General features: G+C 70.6%; 10 protein-coding genes. 6 read left to right on the plus strand and 4 right to left on the minus strand.

The annotated features are described in order from the left end of the window. The first annotated feature begins 7 nt into the window (after positions 1 to 7). Positions 8 to 712, plus strand: coding sequence for a two-component system response regulator CseB (gene cseB / locus AB0Q96_RS07200; protein ID WP_365322551.1), 705 nt, complete (start codon positions 8 to 10; stop codon positions 710 to 712). A 45-nt stretch (positions 713 to 757) separates the two neighbouring features. Further along, positions 758 to 2,071, plus strand: coding sequence for a two-component system sensor histidine kinase CseC (cseC, locus tag AB0Q96_RS07205; protein ID WP_365323281.1), 1,314 nt, complete (start codon positions 758 to 760; stop codon positions 2,069 to 2,071). 172 nt (positions 2,072 to 2,243) lie between these two features. On the opposite strand, the gene AB0Q96_RS07210 is transcribed toward cseC, so the two are convergent. Beyond that, on the minus strand, positions 2,244 to 3,842 hold the full coding sequence (locus AB0Q96_RS07210; RefSeq protein ID WP_365322553.1) for an MDR family MFS transporter: 1,599 nt from the start codon (positions 3,840 to 3,842) through the stop codon (positions 2,244 to 2,246). A gap of 89 nt (positions 3,843 to 3,931) precedes the next feature. Between AB0Q96_RS07210 and AB0Q96_RS07215 the strand changes: the two genes are divergently transcribed. After that, a complete protein-coding gene (locus tag AB0Q96_RS07215) occupies positions 3,932 to 4,513 on the plus strand; it encodes a helix-turn-helix domain-containing protein (protein WP_365322555.1) in 582 nt (193 codons plus the stop codon). 17 nt (positions 4,514 to 4,530) lie between these two features. On the opposite strand, the gene AB0Q96_RS07220 is transcribed toward AB0Q96_RS07215, so the two are convergent. Then, the gene (locus AB0Q96_RS07220) at positions 4,531 to 5,220 is read right to left on the minus strand and encodes a M23 family metallopeptidase (protein WP_365322557.1); all 690 of its coding nucleotides are present in this window, start codon (positions 5,218 to 5,220) and stop codon (positions 4,531 to 4,533) included. A 464-nt stretch (positions 5,221 to 5,684) separates the two neighbouring features. Here AB0Q96_RS07220 and AB0Q96_RS07225 point away from each other — a divergent pair, with 464 nt between their 5' ends. Continuing rightward, positions 5,685 to 6,038 (plus strand): trypco2 family protein, encoded by a 354-nt coding sequence (locus tag AB0Q96_RS07225; RefSeq protein ID WP_365322559.1) that lies wholly within the window; start codon positions 5,685 to 5,687, stop codon positions 6,036 to 6,038. Continuing rightward, positions 6,035 to 8,800, plus strand: coding sequence for an NACHT domain-containing protein (locus tag AB0Q96_RS07230; RefSeq protein WP_365322561.1), 2,766 nt, complete (start codon positions 6,035 to 6,037; stop codon positions 8,798 to 8,800). The genes AB0Q96_RS07225 and AB0Q96_RS07230 overlap by 4 nt, the downstream gene beginning before the upstream one ends. A 72-nt stretch (positions 8,801 to 8,872) precedes the next feature. Here the strand turns inward: AB0Q96_RS07230 and AB0Q96_RS07235 are convergent, their stop codons facing one another. Beyond that, positions 8,873 to 11,395: an ATP-dependent Clp protease ATP-binding subunit gene (locus AB0Q96_RS07235; RefSeq protein ID WP_365322563.1), complete on the minus strand. Its 2,523-nt coding sequence runs from the start codon at positions 11,393 to 11,395 to the stop codon at positions 8,873 to 8,875. Between the two features lie 473 nt (positions 11,396 to 11,868). Between AB0Q96_RS07235 and AB0Q96_RS07240 the strand changes: the two genes are divergently transcribed. Next, entirely contained in the window at positions 11,869 to 12,477 is a 609-nt protein-coding gene (locus AB0Q96_RS07240) for an SCO3374 family protein (protein WP_365322565.1), read from the plus strand. Here AB0Q96_RS07240 and AB0Q96_RS07245 read toward each other — a convergent pair. Next, the gene (locus AB0Q96_RS07245; RefSeq protein WP_365322567.1) at positions 12,456 to 12,794 is read right to left on the minus strand and encodes an Lsr2 family protein; all 339 of its coding nucleotides are present in this window, start codon (positions 12,792 to 12,794) and stop codon (positions 12,456 to 12,458) included. The genes AB0Q96_RS07240 and AB0Q96_RS07245 overlap by 22 nt on opposite strands. Positions 12,795 to 12,885: the final 91 nt, after the last annotated feature.

Below are 12,885 nucleotides of genomic sequence, written 5' to 3' on the forward strand. Positions count from 1 at the left end.
GCGCACCATGGCCGAGACCCATGTCCTGTTCGTCGAGGACGACGACGTCATCCGTGAGGCCACCCAGCTCGCGCTGGAGCGGGACGGCTTCACGGTGACCGCCATGCCCGACGGACTGTCGGGTCTGGAGGCCTTCCGGGCGAACCGCCCCGACATCGCGCTCCTGGACGTCATGCTGCCGGGGATGGACGGCGTCAGCCTGTGCCGGCGGATCCGGGACGAGTCGACGGTGCCGGTCATCATGCTGTCGGCGCGGGCCGACTCCATCGACGTGGTCCTCGGCCTGGAGGCCGGGGCCGACGACTACGTGACCAAGCCCTTCGACGGCTCCGTGCTGATGGCCCGGATCCGGGCCGTGCTGCGCCGCTTCGGCCACGCGGGCGGCCCGGGCGCCGGGGACGGCGGGCGCGAGGAGGCCGCCGAGGGCGGGCTGCTCGCCTTCGGCGACCTGGAGGTCGACACCGAGGGCATGGAGGTGCGCAGGGCCGGGGTGCCGGTCGCGCTCACCCCGACCGAGATGCGGCTGCTCCTGGAGTTCTCCACGGCGCCCGGCACCGTGCTCTCCCGCGACAAGCTCCTGGAGCGCGTCTGGGACTACGGCTGGGGCGGCGACACCCGCGTGGTGGACGTCCATGTGCAGCGGCTGCGCACGAAGATCGGCCAGGACCGGATCGAGACGGTCCGCGGTTTCGGCTACAAGCTCAAGGGCTGACCCGGCAGGGTCGTCGAGGAACAGGATGAAGCAGGTCAGCAGGTGGTGAAGGGGCTCGCCCTCCGTACGGGGGTCCGCTGGAAGATCGCCGTCGCCATCGCGGCGGTCGGTGCGCTCATCGCGGTCACCCTCAGCCTCGTCGTCCACAACGCGGCCCGCGTCTCCATGCTCGACAACGCGCGCGACGTCCAGATGTGGCGGCTGCTGTTCGCCCAGCGGGTGTACGAGACGTCCAAGCCGAAGGAACCGCGCTTCGGCACCAAGATCAACGACCCGGCGCTGCCGCCGCAGCTCGACCAGCTGATGCGCGACAAGCGGCGCGGCACCTACGTCCAGGAACACCACGAGGGCCCGCCCGACGTGTGGGCGGCCGTGCCGCTCGCCAACGGCGACGTCCTCTCGCTGCACGTCCCCTTCGCCGACCGCAGCGCCACGATCATGAAGGACCTGGACCGGGCCCTGATCATCGGCTCGGTGTCGGTGGTCTTCGGCGGCTGCGCGCTCGGCGTCCTCATCGGCGGCCAGCTCTCCCGGCGGCTGCGCAAGGCCGCGGCGGCGGCCGGCCGGGTCGCCCAGGGCAACACCGACGTGCGGGTGCGGGACGCCATCGGCGGTGTCGTACGGGACGAGACCGACGAACTGGCCCGGGCCGTCGACGCCCTCACCGACGCCCTGAACGAGCGGATCGAGGCCGAGCGGCGGGTCACCGCGGACATCGCGCACGAGCTGCGCACCCCCGTCACCGGGCTGCTCACGGCCGCCGAGCTGCTGCCGCCCGGACGGCCCAGCGAGCTCGTGCGGGACCGGGCGCAGGCCATGCGGACGCTGGTCGAGGACGTGCTGGAGGTGGCCCGGCTCGACAGCGCGTCCGAGCGGGCCGAACTCCAGGAGGTCGCGCTCGGCGAGTTCGTGGAGCGGCGGGTGCGGGTGCTCGACCCGGAGGCGGTCGTACGGGTCGTCCACGAGTCCTGGGTGAGCACCGATCCGCGCCGCCTGGAACGCATCCTGGGCAACCTCCTCGCCAACGCGGCCAAGCACGGCAAGGGCCCGGTCGAGGTCACCGTCGAGGGCCGCGTGGTCCGGGTCAGGGACCACGGCCCCGGCTTCCCGGAGGCCCTGCTCCAGGACGGCCCGAGCCGCTTCCGTACGGGCAGCAGCGACCGCGCGGGCCAGGGCCACGGCCTGGGCCTCACCATCGCGGCCGGCCAGGCCCGGGTCCTCGGCGCCCGGCTGACCTTCCGCAACGCGGCCCCCGAGGGCACCCCGGAGGGCGCCGGCGGCGCGATCGCGGTGCTGTGGCTCCCGGAACACGCCCCGACGGCCACGGGCAGCTTCCCGATCCTGCGGCTGCCGGACTAGGAGCGGGCGCGGGGCCGGGCCGGGCCGGGGCTTGCACCGGGCCCGTTGCGCCACCTGCGCCGAGTGGCTTGCGCCGGGCCCGTTGCGCCACCTGCGCCACCTGCGCCGAGCCCACGACAACGGCCCCCGCCGTCCGCGGGTGCGGGACGACGGGGGCCGTGGGGCGAGCGGGTCAGACGGTCTCGGAGACCCCGGCGGCCTTGGCCGCCCCGGCCGACTCGGCGGTCTCGGCGTTCTCCGGCTTGGCCGGGCCGGTGCCGCGCAGGGCGACCTCCTTGACGAAGAAGGCGAGGGCGAAGCCGAGGACGGCGACGGTCGCGCCGACCAGGAAGGCGGAGTGGGTGCCGGACGCCACCGCGTGCTGGTACGCCTCGCGCACCGCCTCCGGCAGCCGCGCCAGGCTCGCCGCGTCGAGCTGCGCCGAGTGCGCGGTCGCCGCGCCGCCGCCGCTGGCGGCCATCTCGTCCTGGACCTTGTTGGTGAACAGGGCGCCCATGATGGCGACGCCGAAGGAGGAGCCGAGGGTACGGAACAGGGTGGTCGAGGAGGACGCGACGCCCATGTCCTTCATCTCGACGCTGTTCTGCGCGACGAGCATCGTGATCTGCATCAGGAAGCCCATGCCGGCGCCGAGGAGGGCCATGTACACGCCGGAGACGAACCGGGTGGTGTCGGTGTCCATCGTCGAGAGCAGGTAGAGGCCGGTGACCATCAGCGCGCCGCCGACGATCGGGAAGATCTTGTACTTGCCGCTGTTGGTGGTGACCCGGCCGACGACCAGCGAGACGACCATCATCGACAGCAGCATCGGCAGGAGCAGCAGGCCCGAGTTGGTGGCCGAGGCGCCCTGGACGGACTGCTGGAACAGCGGCAGGAAGAGCACCGCGCCGAACATGACGAAGCCGGTGATGAAGCCGATCAGGGACATCAGGGTGAAGTTGCGGCTGCGGAAGATGTGCAGCGGCATGATCGGGTCGCTCGCGCGGGTCTCGACGAAGAGGAAGGCCGCGAGGGCCAGGACGCCGCCGACCGCGAGGCCGACGATGGTGGCCGAGCCCCAGGCGTACTCCGTGCCGCCCCAGGTGGTGACCAGCACGATCGCGGTGATGCCGAGGGTCAGCAGGCCCGCGCCGAGGAAGTCGATCCGGGTGCCGCTGTCGCGCTGCTTCTTCGGCAGGTGCAGCACGGTGGTGATCATCGCGAGGGCCACGACGCCGAGCGGCAGGTTGATGTAGAAGGACCAGCGCCAGCCCCAGTGGTCGGTGATGGAGCCGCCGACCAGCGGTCCGCCGATCATGGCGAGGGCCATCACGCCGGCCATCATGCCCTGGTACTTGCCGCGCTCGCGGGGCGGGATCAGGTCGCCGATGATCGCCATCACGCCGACCATCAGACCGCCGGCGCCCAGGCCCTGGACGGCGCGGAAGCCGATGAGCTGGCCCATGTCCTGCGCCATGCCGCTGAGCGCGGAGCCGATCAGGAAGATGACGATCGAGGTGAGGAAGACGCCCTTGCGCCCGAACATGTCGCCCAGCTTGCCCCAGATCGGGGTCGAGGCGGCGGTGGCCAGGGTGTAGGCGGTGACGACCCAGGAGAGGTGCTCCAGGCCGCCGAGCTCACCGACGATGGTCGGCATCGCGGTGCCGACGATCATGTTGTCCAGCATCGCGAGCAACATCGCGATCATGAGGGCGAGCAGGACGACGCGGACACTGCGAGGTTGCTTGACCTCGTCCACCGCTGCTTCCTGACCAGTCTGTTTCGTCGCCATGTCGCGTTCCCCGTTTCCTTACTTGCCGCCCGGCTAGTTACTACACTGGGGAAGGTAGACCCCCAACTAGCCGGTCGTCAAGTAAGTTCATGTGGAAGCGAGAGACCATGGCCCAGGCCCGAGGAAACACCCGCCAGCGCATCCAGGACGTGGCCCTCGAACTCTTCGCCGAGCAGGGATACGAGAAGACCTCGCTGCGGGAGATCGCGGAACGCCTCGACGTCACCAAGGCCGCGCTGTACTACCACTTCAAGACCAAGGAAGACATCCTGATCAGCATCTTCGAGGACCTCACCCGTCCCATGGACGAGCTGATCGCCTGGGGGAACGAGCAGCCCCGCACCCTGGAGACCAAGCGGGAGATCCTGCGCCGCTACCAGGTGGCGCTGCTCGCCGCGGCCCCCCTCTTCCGCTTCATGCAGGAGAACCAGGCCACCGTGCGCGAGCTGAGCATCGGCCTCACCTTCAAGGAGCGCATGATCGCGATGGTCGGCCTCATCCAGGAGCCGGAGTTCTCCATGACCGACAAGGTCCGCTCGGTCAGCGCGATCTTCACGATGCACGCCGGGACCTTCTTCATGGAAAACATCGAGGGCGACTCCGAGGAGAAGCACGAAGCCGTCCTCGAGGTCGCCCTCGATCTCATCGGTCAGACCCACCAGGGGGCCTGACCGCTCTCACCTCAGCGTCAGATGGAGACGCCGTGGGACCGCAGGAAGGCGGCCGGGTTCACGGCGGAGCCGTAGTTCGGGGTGGTGCGGATCTCGAAGTGCAGGTGGGGGCCGGAGGAGTTGCCGGTGTTGCCCGAGAGGGCGATCTGCTGACCGGCGGCGACCTGCTGGCCGATGTTCACCTTGATCTTCGACAGGTGGGCGTACTGCGAGTACGTGCCGTTGGCGTGCTTCAGGACGATCGCGTTGCCGTACGCCGGGCCGTCGCCGCCACCGTTGGGGCCGGCCTTCACGACGGTGCCGGCCGCGGCGGCCTTGACCGGGGTGCCGACCGGGACGGCGAAGTCCTGGCCGGAGTGCTTGTGGGCCCACATGGCGCCGCCCTGGTTGAAGCTGGCGCTCAGGGTGTAGGCGCTGACGGGCTTGACCCAGGAGACGGCCTTCTTGGCGGCCACGGTGTTGACCTGCGCCTTGGCGGCGGCGGCCTTCACCTGCGCGGCCTTGACCTGGGTGGCGGCCTTGGCCTGGACGGCGGCCTGGTTCGCGATCGCGGCGGACGTGGCGGTCGCGGTGGACGCGACGGCGGCCGTGCCCTCGGCGGCGAAGGCGGACCCGGCTCCGGCCACCAGCGACGCTCCCAGGCCGGCGGTGGCGAGGGTGGCGACGGCGGCGAGACGGATGCTGGGCTTCATGACGCGCTTCGACATACGGGGGAGAACCTCCGGACAGAACGGGACCCGACGCGACAGCGGTCTGCGCCGGGCTTGCTCATCCTTGGTAACCCGGACCCCCAGCCATCCCAAAACACCCCATCTACGACATCACGTCGTAGCGATCTCCGGAGAAGATCGAACCTTGACGCCCGGGAATCAGGCACGCGAAATCGGACATACCCTCCCTGATCGATCGGTTTAACCCCACGTCGAGAGCGTCCCGAACCGCCCGAAAGGCCGCACGATGTCCCCTTCGGGGCCTCCGGGACCAAAGTCCCGGAGGTTGATCCCGAAACGTCCCTCTTTCCGGCGAGAACGAAAGACTATTCCGCTTAGTACCGTCCGAAACGCCTGTGCGGCTTGTCACCACGGCGACGCCCCCGATGCGACCTGGGTCACGCGACCGAACCCTCCGGAACCCCCTCCGCCACCCTCCGAGCGGCACTAACTTCCGAGACATGACCCAGGACATCTCCACGATCGAACTCGCCGACGCCATCGCCGCCGTACGCGACCAGCTCGTCGACGCCGCCGCCCGCGCCACCGGCCAACCCGTCGGCTTCGAGGTCGGCGACATCCAGATGGAGTTCACGATCGAACTCCGCAAGGAGCTCAAGGGCGGCACGAAGGTCAAGGCCTGGGTCGTCGAAGCCGGCGCCGACGCGTCCCGCACCCGGGGCGAGACCCACCGCGTCGCCTTCACCCTGAAGCCGCGGAACGCGGCGACGGGCGGGGCGTGGCTCGTGGGCAACGACGAGGCGGCGGACCTCTCCGGCTTCGGGAGCGCGGGGGACGGGGCTGAGGGCCGGTGACGGCGGACGTCGTCTTCGCGGTCCTCGGACGACAGCAGGGCAGCGGGGTCCTGGTGGCCCCGGGCACGGTCCTGACCAGCGCCCACGTCCTCGACGGCGCCCACAGTGCCCAGGTCGTGACCCCGCGGCAGGGCCCGACCCGCTTACGGGTGGTCTGGTCGGACGACCGCCTCGACGCCGCACTCCTCCAGGGCCCCACGGGGGTCGTGCCTCCCCCGCCCCTCAGCACGGTCGTCACCGCCCGCCCGATACCCGGCTGCGAGATCCTCGGCTACCCCCGGATCCAGCGGTACGACGGGCAGAAGCTGGACCTCGACCAGTACACCGGCACCGTCCTGCCCATGGCCGGCCTCCTCCGCCGGGCCCTGACCGTCGAGCTGGACCACCCGCCCGTCACCGTCACCGACGAGGACGGGCCCTCCCCGCTGGCGGGCCTCTCCGGCGCCCCCGTCTTCGCCGACGGGAGGCTCCTCGGCATCGTCCGCGCCGTCCCGCGCGGCCGGGGCCACCGGCGCCTGGAATGCGTCTCCCTCGCCGCCGTCCTCGCCGACGAGGAGGCCCGCCAGTGGCTCCCCGCCGTCTCCGTGGCGACCACCGGCGCCCACCCCCGGGACGGCTTCTACGAGGAGGAGTACGGGGACGCCCTCGGCGCCGCCTACCGCCGCACCAAGATCTTCGGGCTCGACGAGCTCGGCAAGCGGGCCTCCGAGTGGGATCTCGACACCGCCTACCTCTCCCTGGAGGCCACCTCCCGGGACCAGGAGGCCGTGCCCGTCCCCCGCCGCATCGACGACCTGCTCGCCGCCCGCCCCCGCGTCCTGCTGCGCGGCGACGCGGGCGCCGGGAAGACCACGCTCATGTGGTGGCTGGCCGCCCACGCCGCCGTCGGCACCCTCGGCCCGGAGCTCGCCGAGCTCAACGGCCTCGTCCCCTTCGTCGTCCCCCTGCGCTCCCTGCGGGCCCGAGGCAACGGCTTTCCCGGCCCGGCGGAGCTGCCGACGGTCGCCGGACTGATGATCGACGCGGCCCCCGAGGGCTGGGCGGGCCGGGTGCTGGCCGCCGGACGGGGGCTGCTCCTCGTCGACGGCCTGGACGAGGTCACCCAGTCCGACCGGGAGGACGCCCACACCTGGCTCAGCGGCCTCCTGGCCCGCTACCCCGGCACCCGCTGCGTGGCGACCGTACGGCCGCACGCCGTGGCCGCCGACTGGCTGGGCGCCGAGGGCTTCGAGGAGCTGACCCTCCTCCCCCTGCGGGGCGACGACATCCAGGCCTTCGTCGCCGCCTGGCACGCGGCCGCCCGCTTCGACGCGGCCCCCGGCGAGAACCTGGCCGACCTGGAACAGGACCTGGCCCAGCAGTTCCGCCACAACCCGAACCTCGCCGAACTGGCCCGTACCCCGCTGCTCTGCGCGGTGATCTGCGCCCTCCACCGCCAACGGGAGGGCTTCCTCCCCGAGACCCGCTGGGCCCTGTACGACTCCGCCCTCACCATGCTCCTCGGCGCCCGCGACGAACGGCGCCGGATCGACGCTCCCGACGGCATCCGGATGACGGTCGAGGAGCACACCCAGCTCCTCCAGCGCTTCGCCGCCTGGCTGGTCCGCGTCGGCCAGACCGAGTTCACCCGCGAGCAGGCCCTCGACCGCCTGGAGCGGACCCTGCCCGGGATGCCGCGCGTCCAGGCCCAGGGCACGACGGAGCAGATCCTCACCCATCTGATCAACCGCAGCGGCCTCCTCCAGGAGCGCACGGCCGAGGTCTTCCAGTTCGCCCACCGCACCTTCCAGGACTTCCTGGCCGCGAAGGAGCTCGTCGAGGACGACGCCCTCCCGGAGGGCCTCCGCCACGCCCACGACCAGCAGTGGCACGACGTCCTGCTGCTCGCCGCCGGGCACTGCAAACGCCGCGACCTGCCGGTCCTGGTGACCGGCCTCCTCGAAGCGGGCTCCGCGACCCGCAAACGGGACCTGAAGACGACGCTGTACGTCCTGGCGGCGCTGGCCTCCCAGCACGCGGCCTGGCTGGACGAGACGCTGCGGCGGCGGGTGCAGAAGGCGGTGACCTCGGTGGTGCCGCCGCGGAACACGGAGCAGATGACCCAGCTGACCCGGCTCGGCGCGTACGTGCTGCCGCTCCTGCCCGGGCCCCAGGACGTCTCGAAGGAGGCCCTCGACGGCGTCACCCGGCTCATCTCCGCGATCGGCGGCACGGCCGCACTCCCCTACGCCCGGGTGTTCGCCGAGGCCGGCGAGGCGTCCCGGTTCGCCAGCGACTGGTCGTCCTTCCCCGCGAGGGCCTTCGCGGGTGAGGTCCTCACCCACCTGGAGCCCTCCTTCGCGGTCGCCGTCTGGACGTACGAACAGCTCCGGCTGCTCCCTGAGCTCCCCCAGGTCAACGGCGTGATGTTCGCGGGCGACTTCGCCGTGACCGACATGGCCGAGGCGCTCGACGCGCGTCCGCTCGTCTACCTGGCCATCGGGCTGAACAGCCACCTGACCGACCTGGAGCTCCTGCGCTCGATCAACCACTCGGAGCTCAGGAAGATCTACGTCATGGGCGGACCGCTGCCCCGGCTCGACAGCCTCGCCGACATCCGCTCCCTGCGCGATCTGGAGCTCGTGGACACGGACACGGCCACGGAACAGCTGGACCTCACGCCGCTCCGCGAGCTCCCCCAGCTCCGCGTCACCCTCTTCGGCGTCCCCCGCAAGAACCTCGTCGGCGCCGCCGCCCTCGGCGACCGGCTCACCGTCGCATGACGAAAAGGGGCGGCCCCGGAACCCACAGGTTCCGGGGCCGCCCCTTCAGAGCTTCAGCCGCTCAGCGCGGCGTCACGCCTCCTTGGACAGGTTCGGGCCCGCCCCGCCCGCCGCCTCGATCGGAGGCACGTCCGGCAGGGCCGACTTCTCCTCGCCGCGGAAGGTGAAGGTGCGCTCCTCGCCCTCGCCCTCCGTGTCCACGACCACGATGTGACCGGGGCGCAGCTCGCCGAAGAGGATCTTCTCCGAGAGCGTGTCCTCGATCTCGCGCTGGATCGTCCGGCGCAGCGGCCGGGCGCCCATCACGGGGTCGTAGCCCTTCTTGGAGAGCAGCTCCTTCGCGGACTGGGAGAGCTCGATGCCCATGTCCCGGTCCTTCAGGCGCTCGTCCACGCGGCCGATCATCAGGTCGACGATCTGGAGGATGTCCTCCGGGGTCAGCTGCGGGAAGACGATGATGTCGTCCACACGGTTGAGGAACTCCGGGCGGAAGTGCTGCTTCAGCTCGTCGCTGACCTTCGCCTTCATCCGCTCGTAGTTGGACTTCGTGTCGCCCTGGGCGGCGAAGCCCAGGTTGAAGCCCTTCGAGATGTCCCTGGTCCCGAGGTTGGTCGTCATGATGATGACCGTGTTCTTGAAGTCCACGACCCGGCCCTGGGAGTCGGTCAGACGACCGTCCTCCAGGATCTGGAGAAGGGAATTGAAGATATCGGGGTGGGCCTTCTCGACCTCGTCGAAGAGGACCACGGAGAACGGCTTGCGACGCACCTTCTCGGTGAGCTGGCCGCCCTCTTCGTAGCCGACGTATCCGGGCGGAGAACCGAAGAGACGGGAAACCGTGTGCTTCTCGCTGAACTCCGACATGTCGAGGGAGATCATCGCGTCCTCGTCGCCGAAGAGGAATTCGGCGAGCGCCTTGGACAGCTCGGTCTTACCGACACCGGACGGGCCGGCGAAGATGAACGAGCCACCGGGGCGCTTCGGGTCCTTCAGACCGGCCCGCGTACGGCGGATCGCCCGCGAGAGACCCTTGACGGCGTCCTTCTGGCCGATGACGCGCTTGTGGAGCTCGTCCTCCATGCGGAGCAGGCGCGAGGACTCCTCCTCGGTCAGCTTGAAGACCGGGATGCCGGTGGCGGTCGCGAGGACCTCGGCGATCAGCTCGCCGTCGACCTCGGCGACGACGTCCATGTCGCCGGCCTTCCACTCCTTCTCCCGCTTGGTCTTCGCGGCGAGGAGCTGCTTCTCCTTGTCGCGCAGGGAGGCGGCCTTCTCGAAGTCCTGCGAGTCGATCGCGGACTCCTTGTCCCGGCGGACGGAGGCGATCTTCTCGTCGAACTCGCGGAGGTCCGGCGGCGCGGTCATCCGGCGGATGCGCATCCGGGAGCCGGCCTCGTCGATCAGGTCGATCGCCTTGTCCGGGAGGAAGCGGTCCGAGATGTACCGGTCGGCCAGCGTGGCGGCCTGGACCAGCGCCTCGTCGGTGATGGAGACGCGGTGGTGGGCCTCGTACCGGTCGCGCAGACCCTTGAGGATCTCGATCGTGTGCGGCAGCGACGGCTCGGCGACCTGGATGGGCTGGAAGCGGCGCTCGAGGGCCGCGTCCTTCTCCAGGTACTTGCGGTACTCGTCGAGCGTGGTGGCACCGATGGTCTGGAGCTCACCACGGGCCAGCATCGGCTTGAGGATGCTCGCGGCGTCGATCGCGCCCTCGGCGGCGCCCGCACCCACCAGGGTGTGGAGCTCGTCGATGAACAGGATGATGTCGCCGCGGGTGCGGATCTCCTTGAGCACCTTCTTCAGGCGCTCCTCGAAGTCACCGCGGTAGCGGGAGCCGGCGACCAGCGCGCCGAGGTCCAGGGTGTAGAGGTGCTTGTCCTTGAGGGTCTCGGGCACCTCGCCCTTGACGATGGCCTGCGCCAGGCCCTCGACGACGGCGGTCTTGCCGACGCCGGGCTCGCCGATGAGGACCGGGTTGTTCTTGGTGCGGCGGGACAGCACCTGCATGACCCGCTCGATCTCCTTCTCGCGCCCGATGACCGGGTCGAGCTTGGATTCGCGGGCCGCCTGGGTGAGGTTGCGGCCGAACTGGTCGAGGACCAGGGACGTCGAGGGGGTGCCCTCGGCAGGACCGCCGGCCGTGGCGGCTTCCTTGCCCTGGTAGCCGGAGAGCAGCTGGATGACCTGCTGCCGCACCCGGTTGAGGTCGGCGCCCAGCTTCACGAGGACCTGGGCGGCGACGCCCTCGCCCTCGCGGATCAGGCCGAGCAGGATGTGCTCGGTGCCGATGTAGTTGTGGCCGAGCTGGAGGGCCTCCCGGAGCGACAGCTCCAGGACCTTCTTGGCACGAGGGGTGAAGGGGATGTGACCGGACGGGGCCTGCTGGCCCTGGCCGATGATCTCCTCCACCTGCTGGCGGACCGCCTCGAGCGAAATCCCGAGGCTCTCCAGGGCCTTAGCGGCGACACCCTCACCCTCGTGGATAAGGCCCAGGAGGATGTGCTCGGTGCCGATGTAGTTGTGGTTGAGCATCCGGGCTTCTTCCTGAGCCAGGACGACAACCCGCCGCGCGCGGTCGGTGAACCTCTCGAACATCGTTAATCGCTCCTCAGAGCGGTCAGTCAGTTAGGGGTCGATCCCCTCCCTGTCCTTCCGCAGCTTAGTCCCGCAAGCGGGGACCGCTCATTCCAACTGCCGACATCCGTCCGGATCACCCCCTTACTTCTTGGGGGGACCTGCTGCCGAACAGCCGACAAATGCTCCAACTCGATGGTGCGAGACGATGTTCCCGCAGGCCAAGCACTTACCCACACCTCCAGTACGCCCATGGCGAACGTGAGACGCGGAAGCCCGCGAGTCACCCCTCCTCACATGGAATGTCTTACCCGTAAGGACGGACACTCCATGCGGCGCACCCCGGTTCCCTCCGCTACGGGCGAACACCCTTGCGCTCTCGAATGCACCCGTACGCCCCCATCATGGACACACCGCGCACCGGAACGAGGACCTTCCGTCACCGGTGCGGTCGTGGCACGTAACCAAGGAGCGCCCGGAGGCGTTCCCCCGGTATGCCCTTCACCGTCCCGTTCCCCCGCTCGCCGTTCGACGGCGGTTCGGCGCGATGGTACGAGCACGAGCTCGGCTGGGCGGCGGTGGCCGGGCCTCCGGTGCAGCTGGTGACGGGACTGCGTTTCGACGTCCTCGACCTGCCCGCCGCGGCCGGTCGCGGAGTGCTGCGCCGGGTGGGCGCGGGCACCGGACCGGTGGCCCTCATGGGGCGGAGGATGCGCCTGCTCGTGGCAGCGGGGAGCGCGGAGGAGCTGCCCGGGCTGCTGGAGTGGCTGGAGTGGGGCGGGATCTCACTGGATCTCGCCGCGCTGGGCGCCGACGGCCGGATGGCCGCGCCCGTTCCCCCTGGGTGGAGCCGTTCCGGCACCCCGGGGTCCCCGGTGTGGCTGAGGGCCCCGGAGCCCGGTCGCGAGGTGGAGTCCTCGCTGCCGGCCCTGCGGCCCTCTGCGGTGCGGGACGGTGCGGGCGCCCCCTGTCTCGCCCGGCTGGTGGCCGCGGTCGCCGCGGAGTGCCACCGGGTGCGGCTGCTGGGTGCCGTCCGGAACCACCCGCGAGGGGCGGGCCCGGCGGCCCGGCAGCCGGCGCCTCAGCGGTTCGCGTCCTCGTAGGCCGCCTTGATCTCGGCCGGCACGCGGCCGCGGTCGTTCACGTTGTACCCGTTCTCCTTGGCCCACGCGCGGATCTTCGCCGTGTCCGGGCTGCCGCCGGAGGCGACGACACGGCCCTTGCCCCGGGCGCCGGCGCTGCGGCCGCCGGTACGACGACCGCTCTTGGCGTACGGCTCGAGCAGGTCGCGGAGCTTGTCCGCGTTGGCGGTGGTGAGGTCGATCTCGTAGGACTTGCCGTCCAGCGCGAACGTCACGGTCTCGTCCGCCTCGCCGCCGTCGAGGTCATCGACAAGAAGGACCTGAACCTTCTGTGCCACCGGATTTCCTTTCATCGAAAATGCAGTACGCGGAAAGGAAACCGCTTTTCCCGGAAAAACACAAACCCCTGGGAGAGGTTCAGAACCCCGG

Source organism: Streptomyces sp. NPDC093111 (assembly GCF_040683955.1).
In the GTDB taxonomy this organism is placed as follows: domain Bacteria; phylum Actinomycetota; class Actinomycetes; order Streptomycetales; family Streptomycetaceae; genus Streptomyces.

What these genes read in the sequence shown, in the direction of transcription:
- cseB (WP_365322551.1), top strand. Translation starts at nt 8, where the DNA reads ATGGCCGAGACCCATGTCCTGTTCGTCGAGGACGACGACGTCATCCGT.
- AB0Q96_RS07210 (WP_365322553.1), bottom strand. Translation starts at nt 3,842, where the DNA reads ATGGCGACGAAACAGACTGGTCAGGAAGCAGCGGTGGACGAGGTCAAG.
- AB0Q96_RS07215 (WP_365322555.1), top strand. Translation starts at nt 3,932, where the DNA reads ATGTGGAAGCGAGAGACCATGGCCCAGGCCCGAGGAAACACCCGCCAG.
- AB0Q96_RS07235 (WP_365322563.1), bottom strand. Translation starts at nt 11,395, where the DNA reads ATGTTCGAGAGGTTCACCGACCGCGCGCGGCGGGTTGTCGTCCTGGCT.
- AB0Q96_RS07220 (WP_365322557.1), bottom strand. Translation starts at nt 5,220, where the DNA reads ATGTCGAAGCGCGTCATGAAGCCCAGCATCCGTCTCGCCGCCGTCGCC.
- AB0Q96_RS07225 (WP_365322559.1), top strand. Translation starts at nt 5,685, where the DNA reads ATGACCCAGGACATCTCCACGATCGAACTCGCCGACGCCATCGCCGCC.
- AB0Q96_RS07240 (WP_365322565.1), top strand. Translation starts at nt 11,869, where the DNA reads ATGCCCTTCACCGTCCCGTTCCCCCGCTCGCCGTTCGACGGCGGTTCG.